Source organism: Variovorax sp. KBS0712 (genome assembly GCF_006323185.2).
GTDB classification, from domain to species: domain Bacteria; phylum Pseudomonadota; class Gammaproteobacteria; order Burkholderiales; family Burkholderiaceae_C; genus Variovorax; species Variovorax boronicumulans.
On the sequence record NZ_VCCD02000002.1, the window covers coordinates 1,538,906 to 1,560,077 of the forward strand.

At 70.7% G+C, this 21,172-nt stretch carries 22 protein-coding genes; 11 read left to right on the top strand and 11 right to left on the bottom strand.

All coding sequences use genetic code 11. The features are described 5' to 3' along the window. Positions 1-9: 9 nt before the first annotated feature. Both FFI97_RS24145 and FFI97_RS34100 read right to left on the bottom strand, forming a co-directional pair. Positions 10-1,203: an Acg family FMN-binding oxidoreductase gene (locus FFI97_RS24145; protein WP_260685135.1), complete on the bottom strand. Its 1,194-nt coding sequence runs from the start codon at positions 1,201-1,203 to the stop codon at positions 10-12. A 122-nt stretch (positions 1,204-1,325) separates the two neighbouring features. Further along, a complete protein-coding gene (locus tag FFI97_RS34100) occupies positions 1,326-2,090 on the bottom strand; it encodes a helix-turn-helix transcriptional regulator (RefSeq protein ID WP_139702162.1) in 765 nt (254 codons plus the stop codon). A gap of 194 nt (positions 2,091-2,284) precedes the next feature. Here FFI97_RS34100 and FFI97_RS24155 point away from each other — a divergent pair, with 194 nt between their 5' ends. Together FFI97_RS24155 and FFI97_RS24160 are read left to right on the top strand one after the other, a co-directional pair. Further along, positions 2,285-2,782 (top strand): nuclear transport factor 2 family protein, encoded by a 498-nt coding sequence (locus FFI97_RS24155; protein WP_139702163.1) that lies wholly within the window; start codon positions 2,285-2,287, stop codon positions 2,780-2,782. Then, positions 2,779-3,102, top strand: coding sequence for a GNAT family N-acetyltransferase (locus FFI97_RS24160; protein WP_139702164.1), 324 nt, complete (start codon positions 2,779-2,781; stop codon positions 3,100-3,102). The genes FFI97_RS24155 and FFI97_RS24160 overlap by 4 nt, the downstream gene beginning before the upstream one ends. Here FFI97_RS24160 and FFI97_RS24165 read toward each other — a convergent pair. Further along, positions 3,092-4,279 (bottom strand): MFS transporter, encoded by a 1,188-nt coding sequence (locus FFI97_RS24165; RefSeq protein ID WP_139702233.1) that lies wholly within the window; start codon positions 4,277-4,279, stop codon positions 3,092-3,094. The genes FFI97_RS24160 and FFI97_RS24165 overlap by 11 nt on opposite strands. Before the next feature lie 94 nt (positions 4,280-4,373). After that, complete coding sequence (locus FFI97_RS24170; protein ID WP_139702165.1) at positions 4,374-5,168, bottom strand: YecA family protein; 795 nt, start codon at positions 5,166-5,168, stop codon at positions 4,374-4,376. Between the two features lie 69 nt (positions 5,169-5,237). Between FFI97_RS24170 and FFI97_RS24175 the strand changes: the two genes are divergently transcribed. Both FFI97_RS24175 and FFI97_RS24180 read left to right on the top strand, forming a co-directional pair. Continuing rightward, positions 5,238-6,938 carry an FMN-binding glutamate synthase family protein gene (locus FFI97_RS24175; RefSeq protein ID WP_139702234.1) on the top strand — a complete coding sequence of 567 codons (1,701 nt, stop codon included), beginning with the start codon at positions 5,238-5,240 and terminating at the stop codon, positions 6,936-6,938. Beyond that, positions 6,935-7,840, top strand: a complete 906-nt coding sequence (locus FFI97_RS24180; protein ID WP_139702166.1) for a hypothetical protein — start codon at positions 6,935-6,937, stop codon at positions 7,838-7,840. Before FFI97_RS24175 ends, FFI97_RS24180 begins: the two co-directional genes overlap by 4 nt. Positions 7,841-7,856: 16 nt before the next feature. Here FFI97_RS24180 and FFI97_RS24185 read toward each other — a convergent pair whose 3' ends face one another. Beyond that, positions 7,857-8,282, bottom strand: coding sequence for a putative toxin-antitoxin system toxin component, PIN family (locus FFI97_RS24185; RefSeq protein WP_139702167.1), 426 nt, complete (start codon positions 8,280-8,282; stop codon positions 7,857-7,859). A 54-nt stretch (positions 8,283-8,336) separates the two neighbouring features. Beyond that, the gene (locus FFI97_RS24190) at positions 8,337-9,248 is read right to left on the bottom strand and encodes a LysR family transcriptional regulator (RefSeq protein ID WP_139702168.1); all 912 of its coding nucleotides are present in this window, start codon (positions 9,246-9,248) and stop codon (positions 8,337-8,339) included. Positions 9,249-9,369: 121 nt separating this feature from the next. Between FFI97_RS24190 and FFI97_RS24195 the strand changes: the two genes are divergently transcribed. Together FFI97_RS24195 and FFI97_RS24200 are read left to right on the top strand one after the other, a co-directional pair. After that, entirely contained in the window at positions 9,370-10,308 is a 939-nt protein-coding gene (locus FFI97_RS24195) for a DMT family transporter (RefSeq protein WP_139702169.1), read from the top strand. A 14-nt stretch (positions 10,309-10,322) separates the two neighbouring features. Further along, entirely contained in the window at positions 10,323-10,637 is a 315-nt protein-coding gene (locus tag FFI97_RS24200; RefSeq protein WP_139702170.1) for a DMT family transporter, read from the top strand. Here FFI97_RS24200 and FFI97_RS24205 read toward each other — a convergent pair. Beyond that, complete coding sequence (locus FFI97_RS24205; protein ID WP_095743360.1) at positions 10,634-11,881, bottom strand: class I SAM-dependent RNA methyltransferase; 1,248 nt, start codon at positions 11,879-11,881, stop codon at positions 10,634-10,636. The genes FFI97_RS24200 and FFI97_RS24205 overlap by 4 nt on opposite strands. 81 nt (positions 11,882-11,962) lie before the next feature. Between FFI97_RS24205 and FFI97_RS24210 the strand changes: the two genes are divergently transcribed. From FFI97_RS24210 to FFI97_RS24230, 5 genes are all read left to right on the top strand, one after another. Continuing rightward, positions 11,963-13,789, top strand: coding sequence for an ATP-binding protein (locus FFI97_RS24210; protein ID WP_139702171.1), 1,827 nt, complete (start codon positions 11,963-11,965; stop codon positions 13,787-13,789). A gap of 82 nt (positions 13,790-13,871) precedes the next feature. After that, positions 13,872-14,483, top strand: a complete 612-nt coding sequence (locus FFI97_RS24215; RefSeq protein ID WP_139702172.1) for a cytochrome b — start codon at positions 13,872-13,874, stop codon at positions 14,481-14,483. Next, the gene (locus tag FFI97_RS24220; RefSeq protein ID WP_139702173.1) at positions 14,480-15,064 is read left to right on the top strand and encodes a YceI family protein; all 585 of its coding nucleotides are present in this window, start codon (positions 14,480-14,482) and stop codon (positions 15,062-15,064) included. Before FFI97_RS24215 ends, FFI97_RS24220 begins: the two co-directional genes overlap by 4 nt. A 38-nt stretch (positions 15,065-15,102) precedes the next feature. Beyond that, entirely contained in the window at positions 15,103-15,735 is a 633-nt protein-coding gene (locus FFI97_RS24225) for a YceI family protein (RefSeq protein ID WP_062480318.1), read from the top strand. Between the two features lie 25 nt (positions 15,736-15,760). Continuing rightward, positions 15,761-16,408 carry a LysE family translocator gene (locus FFI97_RS24230; protein ID WP_095743356.1) on the top strand — a complete coding sequence of 216 codons (648 nt, stop codon included), beginning with the start codon at positions 15,761-15,763 and terminating at the stop codon, positions 16,406-16,408. A 4-nt stretch (positions 16,409-16,412) separates the two neighbouring features. Here the strand turns inward: FFI97_RS24230 and FFI97_RS24235 are convergent, their stop codons facing one another. Genes FFI97_RS24235 through lptA form a run of 4 tightly spaced genes read right to left on the bottom strand, consistent with a single transcriptional unit; the run spans position 16,413 to position 21,157 of the window. Next, complete coding sequence (locus FFI97_RS24235; protein ID WP_139702174.1) at positions 16,413-18,029, bottom strand: phospholipase D family protein; 1,617 nt, start codon at positions 18,027-18,029, stop codon at positions 16,413-16,415. Positions 18,030-18,039: 10 nt separating this feature from the next. After that, positions 18,040-19,629, bottom strand: a complete 1,590-nt coding sequence (rpoN, locus tag FFI97_RS24240) for an RNA polymerase factor sigma-54 (protein WP_139702175.1) — start codon at positions 19,627-19,629, stop codon at positions 18,040-18,042. A gap of 17 nt (positions 19,630-19,646) precedes the next feature. Then, positions 19,647-20,441 carry an LPS export ABC transporter ATP-binding protein gene (gene lptB, locus FFI97_RS24245; protein WP_070063734.1) on the bottom strand — a complete coding sequence of 265 codons (795 nt, stop codon included), beginning with the start codon at positions 20,439-20,441 and terminating at the stop codon, positions 19,647-19,649. Further along, the gene (gene lptA / locus FFI97_RS24250; protein WP_070063776.1) at positions 20,438-21,157 is read right to left on the bottom strand and encodes a lipopolysaccharide transport periplasmic protein LptA; all 720 of its coding nucleotides are present in this window, start codon (positions 21,155-21,157) and stop codon (positions 20,438-20,440) included. The genes lptB and lptA overlap by 4 nt, the downstream gene beginning before the upstream one ends. Positions 21,158-21,172 lie beyond the last annotated feature (15 nt).

Genomic DNA, 21,172 nt, shown 5'->3' on the forward strand with positions numbered 1-21,172 from the left:
GCGGGCTGTTCAGGCCTGCATGAAATCGCCGACCGGCCGGCGCGGCGCGGGCGGCACCGGCGCCGTCGGAAAGCCCAGGCGGCACATCATCTGCACGGTCGGGCTGCGCGCATGGCGCGACGGCGCGGCGCCGATCAGCATGTCGTGCGCCGCCGCGTGGTGCGGCGCCATCTCCGGAAACTCCTCGAGCGGCTGGCTCATCGGCTGCATGCCCAGGCCCAGGTCGGTGGCGCGCAGCTGCTGGCGCACGTAGGCCCGGCCCGCGGCGATCTGCTCGCTGCGGCTGTTGCCGCCGGTGCTGATCCAGACGAAGCCCATCGCGGTGTGGGCCTGGTCCTCGAACATCCGCAGCGTCTGCCGGAAGGAGAGGCTGTCTTCGGCGGCCGGCACCTCGCGGTCGAAGCGCCCCAGCGCGACCGCCATGCGCAGCGCCGGGTCGTTGAGCGAGAAGCCGTCGCGGTGCGCCAGGATTTCCTGCGGTCCGATGCGCAGCAGGCGCAGGTTCTCGCGCGCGGTGTGGGGCGTGACCAGCTCCACGCGCGCCGCCGCCGCGCACAGCTTGCGCAGCGGCAGCACGCGGGCCATGTCGACGGTGCCGGCCGATTGCACGCCCCCGCTTGAAGCCGAAGCCACGGCCGCGGTGAGCCCCTGCAGCATGTCGGCCGACACCCTGCGCCCGGTGTCGAAGCGCTGCTTGGGCGTGCGCCGCCGCAGCACCTGCGCGAACAGCGGATCGGGCGTGCCGCCGCGCGACAGCGTGAGACGCGCCACCGGCAGGTCGGGCCACTGCTGCGGCGCATCGCCCACCAGTTCGCCCTGCGGCCACAGCTGCACGCGCGCCTGCACGCCCTGCTGGGCCAGCGCCATCACCAGCAGCTCGATGAACGCGCCGTGGCCGATCATGAGCTGGCGGCCAAAGGGGTCGGTGGCGGGCTGCACGCGGGCGCGGTCGGTGTGCAGCACGATGGCGTCGGGCTCGCGCAGGTCGACCCGCCACGGCTGGCCGTTGTAGGCCGTGGGCGCGGTGACGGCATAGGCGACGGCGCGCTTGCGCACATCGGGCTCGTCGCCCGGGCCGTTCCAGATCTCGAAGGCGGCGGCCGGCACGTCGGCGTGGAGCCACCAGGTGGCCAGGGCCGTCGCGCCCGCCGCCACCGCGAGGCCGCCGCCCAGCAGGCGCACGAAATTTCTGCGTTCTCTCATGGGCTCGATCGGTTGAAGCATCGGGCGCGTGACACACGGCCTGCCCGTGGCCGATTGCAGCACCGCGCCGCGCGGCGCCACGCAGCCCCCTGTCGTTTCCGACAGGGGTAGGTCGGGCCGGCTCAGGGCGTGAGCAGACCCAGCGCCAGGGCCCGCGCGCAGGTGGCGGTGCGGCCCTGCGTGTCGAGCTTGCGGGCGGCGCCCACGAGGTGGAAGTACACGGTGCGCTCGCTGATGTGCAGGATCTCGGAGATTTCCCAGGTCGACTTGCCCACGGCCACCCAGTGCAGCACCTCGCGCTGGCGCGCACTCAGCACCGGCACCTTCGCGTCGCCCTGCAGCCGGCGCACGGTCGAATGCAGGCAGGAGGCGAAGTAGTTCATCGGCGCCAACGTCGCACGCAGTTCACGCAGGTCGGCGGTCGCGTCGGTGGTCAGGGTCATGAAGGCCCAGTCGATGCCGGGCGTCCACAGCGGCACGGTCAGCCCCGCCTTCAGCCCGTGCTCGCCGGCGCTGCGCAGCAGGCCGCGGGCGCGCTGCCCGATGTCGGCACGCGTGTGACTCACCTGCCCGAGCCAGCTCCACGCGGTGGCCGGCATGCCGGCGCGCACATGCTGCACGCGGGCGTCGGCCTGTTCGCCGGCGCTGCTGCGCAGCGACTCGTAGCGGGTGCGGGCCCACGCCGGGGGCAGGTCGTGGAAGAACACCAGCGCGTCCTGCGCGGGGGCGTCGGCACGGGGCGCGGGCACCGGGCGCTTGAGCACGTAGGCGCCGTGGTTGAAGCCCATCGCCCGCATCGCGCGGCGGTTGACCTGCGCGACCTCCTCGAGCGTGCGGGCGGCCATGACGGCCTCGACGAACTGCCAGTCGTTGATCACCTCGGCCATGGATGCGTCCCCTCGGGTTGTGTGCGGCGGGCGCAGCGACTGTGGTTCTGGTTTTTCTGCGCCACCGCCAGGGCACCGGCCCTGCAAGGACCGGCATCGGGGCGCATGTTAATGCGGGACACCCGGAATCACCCATGCACTTCCTTGCACGGCGCATCCGGGCGATGATCCGGCACCACCCATCCCGAGGCCCCATGACCGCAGCCACCCACGCCCCGACCATCGAGCGCTTCTACAGCGCGTTCTCGCAACTCGACGCCGCCACCATGGCGGCCTGCTACGCGCCCGACGCGGTGTTCGACGACGAGGCCTTTTCGCTGCGCGGCCGGCGCGAGATCGGCGGCATGTGGCGCATGCTCTGTGAGGCCACGAAGGCCAAGGGCGCCGACGTGTGGCGCCTGAGCTGGCGCGACGTGCAGGCCGACGGCCGCACCGGCAGCGCGCACTGGGACGCCCACTACCGCTTCAGCGCCACCGGTCGCCTGGTCGACAACAGCATCGACGCGCGCTTCACCTTCACGCCCGACGGCCTGATCGCCACGCACCGCGACAGCTTCCCGTTCTGGACCTGGTCGCGGCAGGCGCTGGGCACGCCGGGCCTGCTGCTGGGCTGGACGCCGATGCTGCGCAACAAGGTGCGCGCCACCGCCGCCGCCAACCTCGCCACTTTTCTTGCACGCCAACCCTCATGACCACTTCTTCTTCGACCGCCCTCACCTTCACCAACAACGAAGCGCAGCACCGCTACGAAGCCGCGCTCGACGGCAAGCTCGCGGCCTATGCCGAGTACAACCTGCTGACCGACGCGATCCTGTTCACGCACACCGAGGTGCTGCCCGAGCATGAAGGCAAGGGCGTGGGCTCGGGCATCGCGAGGCACGTGCTCGACGAGGCACGCGCTGCCGGGCGGCATGTGATTCCGGTGTGCCAGTTCATCGCGGGCTACATCCGCAAGCACCGCGAATACGCCGACCTCGTGCGCCCGGACATCCAGCGCGCCTTCAAGATCTGACGGAAGCCGCCTTCGGCGCGGGCAACCACGCGAAGGCCGCGATGCCGATCACCAGCAGCGCGGCAATGACCGCCAGCACGGCGGTCAGCGGATCACCGCCATGCGCCGCGGCCACCGAGGCCGCCACGCCCGTGCCCCACTGCATGAACGCGACGCCCAGGAACATCGCCATGGTGAAGACGGCCATCGCGCGGCCCGTGAGCGCAGCCGGGTAGGCCACGCGCACGTCGGCGTACTGCCAGACGATGAAGCCCGAGAGCACGCCGATGAGCACCATGCCCGCGATGTCCAGCCAGGCGGAATGCACCACGGCGATGAGCGCGAACAGGCCGGCATAGAGAAGGCCACACGCCACGATCCAGCGGCGGCGCGCGGCGCCGTCGCGGTCGAAGCGGCCGAACAGCGGCGAGCCGAACAGCGCGATCACCGACACCGCGAGCGCGACGTTGCCGCTTTGCACCAGCGAGTAGCCGTGGCGCTCCATCATCAGCGGACCCAGCCACAGCCCGCGCAGCGAGATGAAGGCCGCGTACGTCACCGCACCCAGCACCATGATGCCCAGCGTGTGCGGCATCGCGAACAGCGCGCCGAACTGGCGCACGGCTTCGGGAATCGACTCTTTCTTCTGCGGCACGGACGACGCGGGTTCGTGCACCCAGCGCCAGATCGCGAGCCAGGCCAGCGCAGACGCCAGTGCAAGCACCAGGAAGCCCGCGCGCCACGAGTAGGCCTGCACCAGCCACGCGAGCGGTGTGCCCGTGGCCAGCATGCCCAGGCCGCCGATGGCCAGCACCAGGCCCGACACGGTGGCGAAACGCGCCGCCGGAAAGTGCCGCGCGATGAACACCGTGCACACCAGGAAGGCCGGTGCGCAGCCGACGCCGATCAGCGCCTGCCCGGCCACCAGCACGAGGTAGTTCGGCGACACGGCCGACAGCAGCGCGCCCGCAATCGCCACCGGAAAAGCCACGAGCACGGTGCGGCGCACGCCGTGCAGGTCGATGCCGATGCCCATGAAGAGCTGCATCGCGCCGAACGCGAAGTGAAAGGCGCCCGAGAAGATGCCGAGGGCTTGGGCGGAAAGATGAAAGTCCGACTGCAGCGGGCTCGCCATGATGGCGCCGACGGTGCGGAACGCCTGGCTGAGCGCGACCCCTGCGCAGAGCGCGAGGACCATGACCCATGCCGCCTGCGGCGTCAGGGGTTGCGCGGCAGGGCGCTGCGCCGGCGCGACGGCACTCATGCCGGGACTACCGCGGACAAACGTGTGCTCATGCCCCGTGGCACTTCTTGTACTTTTTTCCACTGCCGCAAGGGCACGGATCGTTGCGGCCGGGTTCGGCTTCCTTGCGGATCGTCTCGACCTTCGGCCCCAGGCTCTTCCAGAGCTGGCGCAGGTCGTACACCGCCCAAATCGCGGCGCCGAAGTCGTCCAGGCGCTGCTGGCTCACGCTGGGCGGGCCGTTCTCGTCGTACATCGACAGCGTGGGCTTGGCGGTGTCGTCCTCGGTCAGCGCGACGATGTTGTCGAGCGCGTCGTCGAGCATCTGGGCGGCTTCCTTGTCGCGCGGCGCGGCCCAGTCCTCGGGCCAGTTCTCGACCGCGTACATGAAGCCCAGCGCCCAGACCTGGGCGAACGAAGGGATCTCTTCGGCAGCCATCTCGGCGCGCTCTTCCTCGGGCAGCGAAGCGATGGCGCCGCGGGTGTCGAGCACCTCGGGCTGCCAGCTGCGCTCGTCCTCGAGCGATTCGACGGGCGCGTCCAGGCCTTCCTCGATCTCGCGCCAGCGGCGCTTCCAGTTCCAGACGAACTCCATGTGCTGGGCCGGCACGAAGTGGTCGCCCAGCAGCACGGGCCAGTATTCGGTGGGGTCGATGGGGCGGCGCGTGCAGATCAGCGCGGCCATGAAGCCTTCGCAGAACTCCCACTGGGGAATTTCCTCGTCGTGCTCGCGCATGGCGTCGAGCGCGCTGTCCAGGGCGTCGAAATCGTCGGGCCCCAGGGCTTGCGAGGAGGCGGCCAGGGCGGTGTCAGGGGTATCGGGGGTGTCGGGTGTGGTCGTCATGGCAGCAGTCATGGCAGGTTGGGGGCAGCCCTCTATGATGCAGCAGGCTCCAGCCGACATCTGATGACTATGCCCACGATTATTCCGTTTCCCGCACGCTACAGCGCGTTCGTCCTGTGTGTGCTGGGTCTGGTCGCCTGCCTGGCGCTGGTTCTGGCCTCGCCGCACCTGTGGCTCGCGTGGATCGGCGTGGCCGCTTTCGCGGTGCTCACCGGCACCGGTGTGCACGACCTGCGCCAGGCGCGCCACGCCATCCTGCGCAACTACCCGGTCATCGGGCATCTGCGCTTTCTGCTCGAATTCATCCGCCCCGAGATCCGCCAGTATTTCATCGAGAGCGACGCCGAGGCCGCGCCCTTCTCGCGCGCCCAGCGCTCGCTGGTGTACCAGCGCGCCAAGGGCGAGCCCGACAACCGGCCCTTCGGCACCCAGCTGAACGTGTCGGCCGCGGGCTACGAGTGGATCAACCACTCGATGCAGCCCACCAAGCTGGACGGGCACGATTTCCGCATCGTGATCGGCGGCACGCCGCAGCCGGCCGATGCGAACCTGGCGCAGGTCTGCACGCAGCCTTACAGCGCGAGCGTGTTCAACATTTCGGCGATGAGCTTCGGCGCCTTGTCGGCCAACGCCATCCTGGCGCTCAACCAGGGCGCGCAGATGGGCGGCTTTGCGCACGACACCGGCGAGGGCTCGATCTCGCAGCACCACCGCGTGCACGGCGGCGACCTGATCTGGGAAATCGGCTCGGGCTACTTCGGCTGCCGCAACGACGACGGCACCTTCAACGCCGAGCGCTTCACCGCCAACGCGCGCGACCCGCAGGTGAAGATGATCGAGATCAAGCTCAGCCAGGGCGCCAAGCCCGGCCACGGCGGCGTGCTGCCGGCGGCCAAGGTCACGCCCGAGATCGCGGCGGCGCGCGGCGTGCCGGTGGGCGTGGACTGCGTCTCGCCCTCGTCGCACAGCGCGTTCTCCACGCCGACCGAGATGATGCATTTCGTCGCCAGGCTGCGCGAGCTGTCGGGCGGCAAGCCGACCGGCTTCAAGTTCTGCCTGGGCCATCCGTGGGAATGGTTCGGCATCGTCAAGGCGATGCAGGCCACCGGCATCACGCCCGACTTCATCGTGGTCGACGGTGCCGAAGGCGGCACGGGCGCGGCGCCGGTCGAGTTCAGCGACCACGTGGGCGCGCCGCTGCAGGAGGGCCTGCTGCTGGTGCACAACACGCTGATCGGTGTGAACCTGCGCCACCGCATCAAGATCGGCTGCGCCGCCAAGGTGATCACCGCCTTCGACGTGGCCCGCATGATGGCGCTGGGCGCCGACTGGTGCAACGCGGCGCGCGGCTTCATGATGGCGCTGGGCTGCATCCAGGCGCAAAGCTGCCACACCGGCCACTGCCCCACGGGCGTGACCACCCAGGACCCGGTGCGCCAGCAGGCGCTGGTGGTGCCGACCAAGGCCGACCGCGTGCGCAACTTCCACCGCAGCACGCTGCATGCGCTGCAGGAGCTGGTGCAGGCCGCCGGCCTCGACCACCCGCAGCAGATCACCGCGCACCACATCGTGCGCCGCATCTCCGACACCGAGGTGCGCCTGCTGAGCAACCTGGTGATGCAGGTGCAGCCCGGCGCGCTGCTCGGACCGCTGGACAACCAGCACACCGTTTTCCGCACCTACTGGCCGCTGGCCAGTGCACAGAGTTTCCAGCCCGTGACGCAGGGCCCGCACGGGCTGCTGGCGCCGGGCTTCGCCATGGCCGCATGAATCCACTGAGACGAGGAGGCGCCGCGACGCGCCTATACAGCCAACGGGGCGCCGCGTCGGCGCCCGCGCCGCTCGACGACACCCCGGGCTCGGCGCCCGGCGACTACGCCGAGTTCCTGCGCGTCACCCTGCCCAAACAAGCCAAGAACGTGGCCAGCCACCGCTTCGGCAGCGAACGCGTCTGGCTCAAGAAGGCCGGCCCGCGCCACGGCAAGTGGGGCTACCGCGTGATGGCGCTGGCCGCGCGGCTGGCCGGCCTCGACGTGATCAAGCCCGTGCCCAACCCGGGCGGCGAGGCCGCCATCGCCACCGAGGCACGGCGCCTGAAGCAACTGGCCGCCGCGGGCCTGCGCGTGCCGATCGTGCTGGCGCAGCAGGCCGACGGGCTACTCATTTCCGACCTCGGCGAAAGCGGCCGCGCCACCGTGGTGCTGCAGGAGCGCATCGACCAGGCCGCCGCCGCCGGCCCGGCCGCCCTGCTCGCCGTGTGGCGCGAGGGCCTGGCCGCCATCGCCGCCGTGCACCTGTGCGGCCAGCACCTGAGCCAGGCCTTCGACCGCAACCTCGTACAGTGCCCCGACGGCGTGATCGGCTACATCGATTTCGAGGACGACCCCTCCGAGGTCATGACCCTGGCCGAATGCCAGGCCCGCGACTGGCTGAGCTACCTGCACTCCACGGCCATGATGCTCGAGGCCGCCGCACCGCAGGCGGCGGGGCAACACTGGCATGCGGCGCTGGCGGAGGTGGACGAGGAAGTGCGCGAGCGCATCGCGAATGCGGCGCGGCGCATGAAGTGGGCGCAGAAGCTGCCGGCCAGCCGGCGCTGGGGGCGGGACACGCAGCGCGTGCGGGCCGTCGCGCGCTTGCTGGGGCAGTGGTACGAGCTGAACAAGGCCTGAGACGGACCGGCGTAGCCTAGGCCAGCGCCGACCGCACCGCCACCCCGCGCAGCGCCAGCCGCTTCTTCATCGACAGCACCGCCTTGTCCTTGCTGAACAGCTGCGCCCCGTGCGCCACGGACAGGTCGATGAACACCTGGTCGTCCGGATCGCTGCACACGCAGGGCGCGCGCGCCGGCACCTCGGTCACCAGCTGCACGCGCGCATCGAAATCCGCGAGCACCACCGGAATCGTCAGCTCGCGCTGCGCCATGCGCCGGGCGATCAGCGGGTAGCCCAGCACGCGTTCCAGTTCGCTGCGCATCGCGGGCGTGGCCAGCCAGCGCAGCGCGCCGCGCGCGAGGTCGTCGACCAGCGGCGCCCAGGCCGGGTCTTCGAAGACCAGCAGGTCGAGCGCGATGTTGGTGTCGATGACGACGAGGTCGGAGGCAGGCAAGGTCATGGGTCGCGTGAAATCTGTCTATCGCCGATGTTGCACCATGCGGCGCCCGGGCTTCTAGCGGGCCGCCGGCCGCCCTGAGGGCATGGCCAGCACCTTCGCGTCGGCGACGAGCCGCGCGTAGGCGAAGTCGGTGAACGCCTTGATCCGCGCCACCTCCTTCAGGTCGGGATGCGTCAGCACCCAGACCTGCGTGTCGAGCGCCTCCCTCGGCGGCTCGACCTGCACCAGCTCCTCCTCAGCATCGGCCAGCATGCACAGGAGCATGCCCAGGCCCAGGCCGCGCTTCACCAGCTGCGTCATGCCCACGAGGCTGTCGACGCGCGCCGCGATCCGCGCCGGCGGCACCTGTTCGCGCAGCCACTTGGCTTGCAGCAGGTGCGACAGGCCTTCGTCGGGCGCGACCCAGTCGTGCGCAGCCAGCGGGGTCGTCGCCGGGTGCTTCGCAAGGTACGCCTTCGACGCGTACACCGCCGTCTGCAGGCGCCCCGCGCGGCGCCCGACGAGGTGGTCCGGCGGGGCGTTGGTCGGGCGGATCGCCACATCGGCCTCGCGCTTGGTCAGGCTCAGGAAGAGGTTGTTCATCACCACCTGCAGCTCGATGCCCGGGTGCAGCGCCCGGAAGTCCGCCAGGATCGGCCCGAGCAGCCCGGCCATGAAGGTGTCGGTGCTGGTGATGCGGATGACGCCGGTCAGCCGCAGGTCGAGCCCCATGAGGTGGCGCTGCGCGGCGTCGATCTGCTCGCCCACGCCCTGCAGGCGCTCGCGCAGCGCCTCGCCGGCCAGCGTCATCGCGTAGCCGGCGGGCAGGCGGTCGAACAAGCGCACCGCCATGCGCGCCTCGAGCGTGCCCAGGCGCCGCAGCACGGTGGAGTGGTTCACGCCCAGCTGGCGCGCGGCGCCGGAGAGCGATCCGGCCTGGCCGACGGCCAGGAACACGCGAAAGTCGTCCCAGTCTGTGTCCTGCATTTATGCATACCACGGATGCGATTTTTTCGAATGGCTTTGCAAACGTGCCGATCCTACAGTCGTCCGCAAGGGGCCGCGATTCGCCTGCCCCGCATCCACACCACACGGAGGTCGAACCACCATGGACGCGTTTTTCATTCCCGCCTCGCTCGTCGCCGGGGGCCTGCTCGCGGTGCAGGCCGGCGCCAACGCCCAGCTCTCCAAGGCCACGGGCAGCCCTTTCACCGCCACGACCTTGCAGTTGTCGGTCGGCACGCTGGCCCTGCTGGCGGTGGCGCTCGCCACCGGCACGCTGACGGCGCTGGCCGGCCTGCCGGGCGTGCCGTGGTGGCACGTGATCGGCGGCACGGCCAGCGCCTTCTACGTGGTCTCGACCATCCTGCTGTTTCCGCGCCTGGGCGCGGTGGTGGCGGTCGGCCTGTTCATCGCGGGGCAGATGCTGGCCTCGTTCGCGCTCGACACCTTCGGCCTGCTCGGCGTGGCACCGAAGGCGCTGACACCGGCCATGGCCGGCGGCACGCTGGCGGTGCTGCTCGGGGCCGGTGCCATCGTCGCCGGACAGGCCGGCAGCCTGCGCCAGGCGCTGGCGGGCAAGGCCGGATGGATCGTGCTCGCGCTGCTGGCCGGCGCGGTGCTGCCGGTGCAGGGCGTGGTCAACGGGCTGCTGCGGCAGGACCTGGGCGCGCCCTTCGCGGTGGGCGCGGTGAGCTTCTTCGTGGCGACGCTGGCGATGGCCCTGGCGCTGCTGCTCGTCACGCTGTTCCGGCGTGCGCCCACCCCTGCGGCGGTCGCACCGCAGGGCTCGGCGCTGCGCGGCATGCCGTGGTGGGGCTGGCTCGGCGGTCTTGCGGGCGCGGCCTATGTGACGACGGTGTTCACGGCGATCCCGGCCATCGGCGCCGCGGCCGCGGTCGGGCTGACGGTGGCGGGGCAGCAGGTGGCGTCGGTGTTCGTCGACCGCTACGGCTGGTTCCGGCTGCCGCAGCGCCCGGTGTCGGGCCTGCGCATGGCCGGCGTGGCCGTGCTGCTGCTCGGCGTGGCCATCATCAAGCTGCTGTGAAAGGAGCGAACGCCATGGCCTGGTTTCTTCTGCTTGCCGCCGGACTGGTGGAGATCGTGATGGCCCTCGCGCTGAAAGCCGCGGCGGGCTGGGAGCGCCCCGGCGCCGGCGCGCTGGGCCTGGGCGCCGCGCTGGCGAGCATCGTGCTGCTCACCGCCGCGATGAAGACGCTGCCGGTCGGGACGGCCTACGCAATCTGGACCGGCATCGGCGCCATCGGCGTCACGCTGATCGGCATCTTCTTTTTCCAGGAGAGCGCGGCGCCGCTGCGGCTGGCGTGCATCGCGCTGATCTTCCTGGGCATTGCAGGCCTGAAGCTGCAGTCCTAGGCGTCTGGCGGTGCGGCCCGGTTCGAGCCCCGGACCATGTCGAAGCGGAACAGCCGGCATTCGATGGGGCCGTTCCACATCGGCACGCGGCGCGACTCCTTCAGGCGCATCTGCTTGGGCAGCTTCAGGTCGGGCGTGAGCACCCAGGCCGTCCAGCCTGCATAGTTCTTCTTCCAGTGGGTGGCGAGCTGCGGAAAGAAGTCGCCGCCGTCGCCGCCTTCGCCATCGCCCGGGGTCTGGGCGGCCTCGCGGGCGCCGAAGCGCGCCACGCCGCCGACCTCGATGCGCTCGCCGTACGGCGGGTTGAGCATGATCACGCCGCCCTCGGCCGGCGGCATGCGCTGCAGGGCGTCGCCGCCGCGGAACTCGATGGCGCCGGCCACGCCCGCGCGTTCGGCGTTGCGCTCGGCAAAGTCGACCATGCGGTGCGACACGTCGGAGCCGAAGACGGCGATGGCGCTCGCATGCTGCGCGTTGGCCGCTTCATTCTTGATCGCTGCCCAGACGTGCGCCTGGAACGGCAGCAGCTTCTCGAAACCGAAGCGCCGCAGCGAGCCCGCCGCGATGCCGCTGGCGATCTGCGCGGCCTCGATGGCGATGGTGCCGCTGCCGCAGCAGGGGTCGTACAGCGGGGCCTTGGCGACCTCGCCGGTCTCGGGGTTCCACCAGCCGCTGGCGGCCAGCATGGCGGCGGCCAGGGTTTCCTTCAGCGGGGCATCGCCCTTGTCCTGGCGCCAACCGCGCTTGAACAGCGGCTCGCCCGAGGTGTCGATGTACAGCGTGCAGCTGTCGGTGGTCAGGTGCGCAAAGATGCGGCAGTCGGGCCACTGGGTCTCGATGCTCGGGCGCACGCCGTTCGCCTTGGCGCGGAAGCGGTCGGCCACGGCGTCCTTGATGCGCAGGGTGGCGAAGTTCAGGCTCTGCAGCGGGCTGTGCTGGGCCGTGGTCTCGATCTTGAAGGTCTGCTTGGGTGTGAACCAGATCTCCCAGGCCACGCCGTTGGCGATGGCGTACAGGTCGTTCTCGTTGCGGTACGGCCCGTGGGCCAGTTCGACCAGCACGCGCTGCGCGAGCCGGCTGTGCAGGTTGAGCTTGAGGCCATCGCGCCAGTCGGCGCGCACGCGCACGCCGCCGCGCAGGGTGAGCAGGTCCTGCCCGGCACGGCCGGTCAGGGCATGCACCTCCTGGGCAAGGAATTCCTCGACGCCGGCGGCGCAAGGCAGGAAAAATGAGAGATCGTTCACGGAAAGTCGGCCATCGGGAAGCCCGCTAAGGGCCCCCATTGTCGCCGGGGCTGGGGCCTTCTCTATATAGTCGATTTGCCCATGACGCCCACCCCCGCCTCCGCGGCCCCCCCGGCAGACGCCCGCGACGGCGACCACCGCTTCGCGATCCAGTGCGAAGTGCTGCGCTTGTCGATCCGCCCGCTCGGGCCGGTGCTGCTGGTGCAGTACCTGCTCAACTGCGGCGTGGCGGCGCTCTTCGCCTGGCAGTTCTCGCCGGTGCGCGCGCTGGTCTGGCTGGCGCTGGTCACCGGCGTCACGGTGATGCGCGGCTTCTTTCCCCAGCGCCTGCCCGAGCCCTTCACCCCCGCCACCCTGCGCGCCGCGCAGCGCCAGCATACGCTGCGCACGGCCATCTGGGAGCTGGCGCACGGCCTGGCGGGCGTGCTGCTGTTCAACCCCGAGCGGCCCGACCTGCAACTGCTGCTGGGCCTCATCCTGATGGGCATGACGCTGTCGTCGGCGTTCTCGGTGTCGTTCTACACGCCGGCCACGCAGCTGGCCATCACGCTGCTGCTGGCGCCGGTGATCGTCACGGGCCTGTGGCTCGGGGCGCCGGTGATGATGGCGGTCGCGGTGATCGGCATCGGCCTGACCGCGATGATGTGGAAGCTGGTGGCCGACCATTCGCGCCAGCTCGAGGAGAACATCGGCCTGCGCCTGAACGAGCGCACGCTGCGCGAGCAGGCGCTGGCCGGCCTGCGCGCCTCCGAGCAGGCCCAGGCCGAGCGGCTGCGCTTCTTCTCGGCGGCCAACCACGACCTGCGCCAGCCGGTGATGGCCATCGGGCTGCAGGCCGAGGTGCTGCGCCAGCAGCTGCAGCACGGCACCGACAGCGCGGCCGTGCAGCACACGGTGGCCTCGCTCTCGCGCGCGCAGCAGGCGCTCGAGGGCCTGACCAACCAGCTGCTCGAGATCGGCCGCATCGAGGCCGCGGTCGATCCGCTGCGCCCGGCGGCGGTGGCGCTGGCGCCGCTGCTCAACGAGCTGGCGCGCCAGGCCGGCGAAGGCCGCGTCGCGGTGCGCTGCCCGGCCGAGGCGGTGGCCTGGACCGATGCCGTGGCGCTGCGCCGCGTGCTCTCCAACCTGCTGGACAACGCGCTCAAGTTCACGCCGCGCGGGCGCGTGCTGCTGGCCGTGCGGGCGCGCCGCCGGCCCGGCACGGACACCGGGCGCGCGTGGCGCGTCGAGGTGCGCGACAGCGGCATCGGCATCGCGGCCGAATCGCAGACGCGCGTGTTCGACGACTTCGAGCAGGTCGGCAACGTAGAGCGCAACCTGCAGCACGGCCACGGCCTGGGGCTGGCGATCGTGCGGCGGCTGGCGGGGCAGCTGGGCATCGAGGTCGCGCTGCGTTCGGCGCCGGGCAAGGGCTCGGTCTTCAGCTTCGAGCTGCCGGCGGCCCGGCCCGGCGCGGCGGCCGTGCCGGCGCCTGCGCCCTCCGTGGCGCTGGACGAGCCCGACGCCGATGCCGTGCTGCGCCCCGGCCTCGCCGTGCTGGTGGTCGAGGACAACATCGTGGTGGCCGACAGCCTCTCGGCGCTGCTGCGGCACTGGCACGTGGCGCCGCGCATCTACGCCAGCGCCGCCGAGGCGCTCGCGCTGGCCGACCTGGACGCGCTCGACGCGGCGCTGTGCGACATCCGCCTGCCCGGCGCGTTCAACGGCATCGCGCTGGCCGAGCGGCTGGCGCAGCGCAAGCCCGCACTGACGATCGCGCTGATCTCGGCCGACATCACCGAAGCCACGCAGCAGCTGGCCGCCGCGCGCGGCTGGCACGCGCTGCGCAAGCCGGTGCAGCCGGACGCGCTGCGGCGCGTGCTGCTGCGGGCCCAGCAGCAGCAGCAACAGCCGCCGTCGCCGTCGTAGCGCTCGGCGCGGGCCGTCCCCGCTGCGATGTCATCGCTTCCGAGCTATGCTCCGCGCACAGGCCGCCGCCGCCCCTGCCCCGATGCCCGTCGAACCCCTTCCCGCTCCTGCCGTTGGCGCCGCCGCCCTGCGCGAGCCCCGCTACGGGCGGGTCGCGATGGCCCTGCACTGGCTGCTCGCGGCGATGATCGTCGGCTCGCTCGGCGTCGGGCTCTACATGACGGGCCTGCCCTTCTCGCCGCAGCGCCTGAAGCTCTACAGCTGGCACAAGTGGGCCGGCATCACCATCCTCCTGCTGTCGGCGCTGCGGCTGCTGTGGCGCCTCACGCACCGCCCGCCGCCGCTCTCGGCGCGGGTGCTGGCTGCCATGCCGGCCTGGCAGCGGGCCGCGCACCGCATCAGCCATGCGCTGATGTACCTGCTGTTCTTCGCGGTCCCGCTGTTCGGCTGGGCCTACAGCTCGGGCATGGGCGTGCCGGTCGTGTGGTTCGGCCTGCTGCCGCTGCCCGACCTGGTGGCGGTCGACAAGGACTTCGCCGAGGCCGTGCTCAAGCCGCTGCACCAGCGCAGCGCCTTCCTGCTGGCCGGCGTCACGCTGCTGCACGTGGCGGCGGCGCTCAAGCACCACTGGATCGACCACGACGGTCTGTTGCAACGCATGTGGCCCGCGCCACGCAAGGAATCCGCCGGATGACGACCCGTCTTTCGTGGGGCGCCGCCGCCCTCTTCGGCCTCGCGCTGCACGCCGCGGCCGAACCCCTGCCGGCCACCACCGCGAAGCTGGTGCCCGAGAAGAGCCAGATCGCCTTCGTCAGCAAGCAGATGGGCGTGCCGGTGGAAGGCAGCTTCAAGCGCTTCGACGCGCAGGTCGCCTTCGACCCGAAGAAGCCCGAGGGCGGCTCGGTCGTGCTGCAGATCGACACCGCCAGCGCCGGCTTCGGCGTGCCCATGAGCGATGCCGAGCTGCCCAAGCCGACCTGGTTCGACACCGCGCATTTCCCGCAGGCCAGCTTCCGCTCGAGCGCCATCAAGGCGCTGGGCGAGGGCCGCTTCGAGATGGCCGGCAAGCTCACCATCAAGGGCGTCAGCAAGTACGTGACGGTGCCCGTGAGCATCGTGTCGTCGGGCGGCGCGTACTCGGTCGCCACGGGCACCCTCACGATCCAGCGGCTCGACTACAAGGTGGGCGACGGCGAATGGACCGACACCTCGGTGGTCGGCAACGAGGTGCAGGTGCGCTTCAAGCTGACGCTCGCGGGCCTCGGGCCGCTGTGACGACGATTTCATTTCCCATGCATCCTTCTTCCCTTGCCATGAACAAGCTCTTCTTCGCCGCGGTCCTGTGTGCGGGCGCGGCCCTGCCACTGGCCGCCACGGCCCAGGAATACACCGCGCCGCCGCTGGCCGCCAAGCCCGCGGGCGGGCCGGTCAAAAATGCGAGCTACGTGATCGACCCGACCCACACCTTCGTCATGTACGAGATGGGCCACTACGGCACCACCACCAACCGCGGCCGCTTCAGCACCAAGGACGGCTCGGTGCAGATCGACGGCACCGGCGCCAGCGGCAAGGTCGACATCACGATGGACATCAGCTCCATCAACACCGGCGTCGACCTGCTCAACCGCCACGTGCAGAGCAAGGACTTCTTCAACGTGGCCGAATTTCCCACCGGCCGCTTCGTGGCCGAGCGCATCGACTTCAGCGGCGACAAAGTGACCGATGTGCCCGGCACGCTCACGCTCATGGGCCAGACCAAGCCGGTGACGCTGAAGGCCGTGCGCTTCAACTGCTACCTGAACCCGCTGATCAACCGCCAGGTCTGCGGCGGCGACTTCGAGGCCACCGTGCAGCGCAGCGACTGGGGCATCACCTGGGGCCTGAACTTCGGCTTCGAGAACAAGGTGAAGCTGCTGGTGCAGGTCGAAGCCGTGAACGTGCAATGAACCCATCCCCCACCGGAGCCCACTCATGACCGACGCCCACCTCCTGTCCCTGCTCGGCATCGCCGGCGCCATGGCCGTGGGCGCGATGAGCCCGGGCCCGAGCTTCGTGATGGTGGCGCGCACCGCCGTGGCCTCGCGCAGCGACGGGCTCGCGGCGGCGCTGGGCATGGGCGCCGGCGGGCTGGCGTTCTCCATCGCGGCGCTGGCCGGGCTGCAGGCGGCGTTCCTCGCGGTACCGGCGCTGTACCTCGCGATCAAGGCCTTCGGCGGTGCCTACCTGATCTACCTGGGCTTTCGCATCTGGCGCGGCGCGCGCCAGCCGCTCGCGATCACGCCCGACACGGACGCCTCGCCCCGCAGCCAGGGCCGCAGCGGACGCACCTTCCTGCTCGGCCTGGCCACGCAGATCAGCAACCCGAAGACGGCGGTGGTGTACGCGAGCATCTTCGCGGCCTTCCTGCCGCGCGAGGTGCCGCTGGTGCTGGCGCTCGCCGTGCCGGCCGTGATCTTCTGCATCGAGACGGGCTGGTACGCGATCGTCGCGCTGGCACTGTCCTCGGCCGCGCCGCGCGCGGCCTACCTGCGCTACAAGACCTGGATCGACCGCGCCGCCGGCGGCGTGATGGGCCTGCTGGGCCTGCGGCTGGTGTGGTCGGCGGTGCGCGGCACCTGAGGCGCTAGAGCAGGCTCTCGGGCGTGAGCGGCGCCAGCAGCTCGAGCATGGTGCGGTCCCAGAAGCCCGAGTCGGGCTCTTCGTGCAGCACGGTGGTCTTGCCGCCTTCCTCGCTGACCCACTCGATGCGCCGCGAGCCGGTGGCTCCCGCATCGGCGCCTTCAGCAAAGCGCAGTCGGTAGGCGCCCTGCTGCTTGAGCACATCGAGCAGCTTCAGGGTCTGCTGCGCCATCTCGGGGCTGCGGATGAACAGGCCGATCTCGGTGTTGTGGATTTCGGAGCGCGGATCGAAATTCATCGAGCCGACGAACAGGATGCGCTGGTCGATCACCGCCGACTTGGCGTGCAGCCGCCCCACCGACGTGCCGAACAGGCCGAGGCGCACGCTGCGCCGCGTGCGCGCGGAACTCAGCTCGTGCAGCTCGGCGCCCAGCGCGAGCATGTCGGCGCGGTAGCGGCGGTAGGCGGTGTGGACGAGCGGCTCGTCGGTGGCGGCGAGCGAGTTGGTGACCACGCTGATCTTCACGTTGCGCCCGCGGATCTCGCGCATCACCTCCAGCCCCGACGCGCCCGGGATCAGGTAGGGCGAGACCAGCGTCACCTCGCTGCGCGCGCGGCGCATCTGCTCGACCACGTTGTAGCGCACGCTGTCCACGTCGAGCAGCGGCACGCCGCCGTACGACGCGGTCTTGCCGATCACGCGGTCGGGTGAATCGGCGTAGGCCTCGGCGGTGGTCCAGATCAGGCCGAGCTTGCCGGCGTCGAGGTCGTCGGCCACCGGGCTGTAGCCCAGCAGGTCGTTGGGCGCGGGCCTGGGCGGCGGCGGCGTGGTGTCGGGGCCGGTGGCGGCGTCGAAGCGGCGCTGCAGTTCTTCGCGCGGCAGGTCGGTGTGCACGACCGCGCCGATCGGGCGCACGTGCGGGCTGTTCCAGTACTGGTCGAACAGCACGCCCAGGCGCGGGATCAGCGCGCCCGTGACGAAGGTGTCGAGATCGATGAAGTTGGGGCCGGTGGTGCGGCGGAAGTACTGGTTGCCGATGTTGCGCCCGCCCGCCACCGCCATCGCGCCGTCGGCGATGAAGAGCTTGTTGTGCATGCGGCGGTTGACGCGGCTGAAGTCGAACAGCGACGCGGTGAAGCGCTTGAGCAAGCTGCCGCGCCCGGCCGGGAACGGGTTGAACAGGCGCAGCTCCACGTTCGGCGTGGCGGCCAGGCCGAGCAGCAGCTCGTCTTCGCCGGACGTGTACAGGTCGTCCATCAACAGGCGCACGCGCACGCCGCGCTGGGCCGCATCGCGCAGGGTGCGCAACAGGTAGCGGCCGGTCTCGTCGTTCTCGATCTGGTAGTACTGCACGTCGAGCGTGCGCTGCGCGCGGCGCGCCAGCTGCAGCCGCGTGTCGAAGGCGAAGTCGCCGCCGGGCATCAGGCGAAAGCCGCTGAGGTCGGGGTCGGGCTGCGAGCCCAGCGCGATCTTGCCGAGCGCGGTGTCGGCCGAGACGGCGATGGCCTTGGTGGGCGGGCGCGGTGCCTCGTCGGGCAGCGTGGCGCAGCCGGCAAACAGCAGCGCCGCCGCGATGACGACCACCCAATGCCCACAGCGCGACAGCAGGCGGCTCGTCATCGTCGGTCTTCTACAGGGCCTTGCGCAAGTTGGCGGGCGCGATGCGCAGCGCTTCGCGGTACTTGGCGACGGTGCGGCGCGCGCACTCGATGCCCTGCTCTTTCAGCATCTCGGAAATCTGGCTGTCGGACAGCGGCTTCTTGATGCTTTCCGAACTCACGAACTGCTTGATCAGCGCGCGCACCGCGGTGCTCGACGCGTTGCCGCCGGTCTCGGTGCCCAGCGCCGAGCCGAAGAAGTACTTGAGCTCGACCGTGCCGAAGGGCGTGGCCATGTACTTGGCGGTGGTCACGCGCGAGATGGTCGACTCGTGCAGGCCCAGCTCGTCGGCGATCTCGCGCAGCACCAGCGGGCGCATGGCCAGCTCGCCGTGCACGAAGTAGCTCTTCTGGCGCTCGACGATGGCGTTGCTCACGCGCAGGATGGTGTCGAAGCGCTGCTGGATGTTCTTGATGAACCAGCGCGCCTCCTGCAGCCGCTGCGACAGCGCCTGGCTGCCCTCGCCCTTGTGCGACTTGAGCGCACCGGCGTAGATGTCGTGCACACGCAGGCGCGGCATGACCTCGGGGTTGAGCATGACGCGGAACTTCACGTTGGTGCCGCGCCCGGTCTTGGTGACGATCACGTCGGGAATGACGATGTTGCGTTCGACGTCGACAAAGCGGCGGCCCGGCTTGGGCTCCAGGCGCGCAATGATCTGCAGCGCAGAGCGCACCAGCTCTTCGTTGGTGCGCGTGAGCGTGGCCAGGCGCTTGAAGTCGCGCCGCGCGAGCAGCTCCATCGGCTGCTTGCAGATCGCGATGGCGGTCTTGCGGATGAGCGCTTCGGCCTCGGTCTCGTCTTCGCTGGCGAGCGCCTTCAGCTGGATGCTCAGGCATTCGCCGAGATCGCGCGCGCCGACGCCCACCGGCTCCAGGCTCTGCAGCAGGCCCAGCGCCACCTGGAAGTGGTGCACGAGGTCGTCGAACTGGTCGTTGTCGTCGCCCGCCAGGCCCGAGGCCAGCGCGGGCAGCGAGTCTTCGAGGTAGCCGTCGTCGTTGAGCGACTCGATCAAAAAGCGCAGCGCGGCGCAGTCGTTTTCGTTCAGGCGCAGGCTCAGCGCCTGGCGGTGCAGGAAGGACTGCAGCGACTCCTGGCTGCGCGCGAGTTCGGTGGCATCGGCGCGCTCGTCGTCGCCCAGGTTGTTCTGGCGCGCGGGCGCGTCGCTGCCCCACTCGCTGTCGTCGGGCGCCATGTCGACGGTGCCGTCGCCTTCCCAGTCGGGCTCGCGCTCGGCGATCTCGGCGGCGGGGCCGTCGGTGTCGGGGGTCGAGGAGGTGGTGTCGCTGGACGTGGAGGAAGTGCTGGCGGCGGACGGCGTGAACTCGGCCTCCCCCTCGCCCGCGTCGTCGCGCGGCACCGGCGCGTCGGCCGTGTCCAGCCCGAACTCCTCGCGCGCCGCTTCTTCCGCGGTGCGTTCGAGGAACGGGTTCTCGTCCAGCATCTGCTCCACTTCCTGGCTCAGTTCGAGCGTGGAGAGCTGGAGCAGGCGAATGGACTGCTGCAGCTGTGGCGTCAGCGCCAGATGCTGCGAGACGCGAAGGGACAGCCCTTGCTTCATGGAGACCCGACCCTCCCTTACATCCGGAAGTGCTCGCCCAGGTACACCCTGCGTACCTCGGCGTTGTCGACGATCTCCGAGGGTGTGCCTTGTGCCAGCACGTGCCCGTCGCTGATGATGAACGCGTGATCGCAGATGCCCAGCGTCTCACGCACGTTGTGGTCGGTGATGAGCACGCCGATGCCGCGCTCTTTCAGGAAGCTGATGATCCGCTGGATCTCGATCACCGCGATCGGGTCGATGCCGGCGAAGGGCTCGTCCAGCAGGATGAAGCGCGGCTGCGTGGCCAGCGCGCGCGCGATCTCGACGCGGCGGCGCTCGCCGCCCGACAGCGCGAGCGCGGGCGAATCGCGCAGATGGTCCACGCGCAGGTCGGCCAGCAGGTCGGCCAGGCGCTCTTCGGTGTGCTGCTTGGTCAGCGGCATCATGCGGCCGTTGGCGTCGGGCTCGCGCTGCAGCTCGAGCACGGCGCGCACGTTTTCCTCGACCGTGAGCTTGCGGAAGATCGAGGCTTCCTGCGGCAGGTAGCTCAGGCCCATGCGCGCGCGGCGGTGGATGGGCATGTGGGCGATGGGCTCGCCGTCGATGGTGATCTCGCCGGCGTCGGCGCGCACCAGCCCGACGATCATGTAGAACGAGGTGGTCTTGCCCGCACCGTTGGGGCCGAGCAGTCCGACGACCTCGCCCTTTTGCACATCGAGCGAGACGTCTTTCACGACCGTGCGGCTGCCGTAGCTCTTCTTGAGGCCGCGCGCCACGAGGCGGCTGCCCGGAATGCCGTCGGCGGTCTGGGTTCCTGCGGTTTCGATCACTTGCGCCCTTCCCCTTCGGTGCCGCCCAGCGTGGTGCTCGGGCGCAGCCCGGCGCCGGGCGCGGGGGTGGGAGCCGGAGCCGCGGGCTTCTTGCCGCCGGCCGCGGGTGCGGAGCCGGGCGCCGCCGGGGCCGGCGTGGCCTTCGGCGTGAGGATGGCCTTGACGCGACCGCCGCCGCCCGCCGAGACGCCGGCGTTCGGCGGCACGAGGGAACCGTTGACGGTGTAGGTGTCGTTGCTCTGGTCGTAGACGATCAGCGCGCCGCTGCTTTCGTCGTTGGCCGTGGCGCCGATCAGCCGGCGCATGACGGCACGGCGGATGAACTTGACGTTGTCGGCGCGGCTGTCGTACTCGATGACTTCCGACTCGCCCTCGATCCACTCGTCGCCGGCGTTGCGCTTCTGCTTGTAATAGGCCAGCTTGCCGGGCGCCGCCGTGACCACGCCGTACTGGTAGCCCTCGGCGTCCTGGCGCACGTCCAGCCGCGCTCCGCGGATGATGATCGTGCCCTTCGTGACCAGCACGTTGCCGGTGAACACGCTGGTCTGTTTCAGGTCGTCGTAGCGCATCGAGTCGGACTCGATGTTCATCGGCTTGGTGCGGTCGGCGGTTTCGGCCAGGGCGCCCGAGGCGGCACCGGCCAGCAACAGCGCGCCGAAAGCCAGGCGGCCGAGGCGACGAAGGGTGGGGAATGTGGGGATGGAGGGCAATGTCATAAAGGCACGAAACTT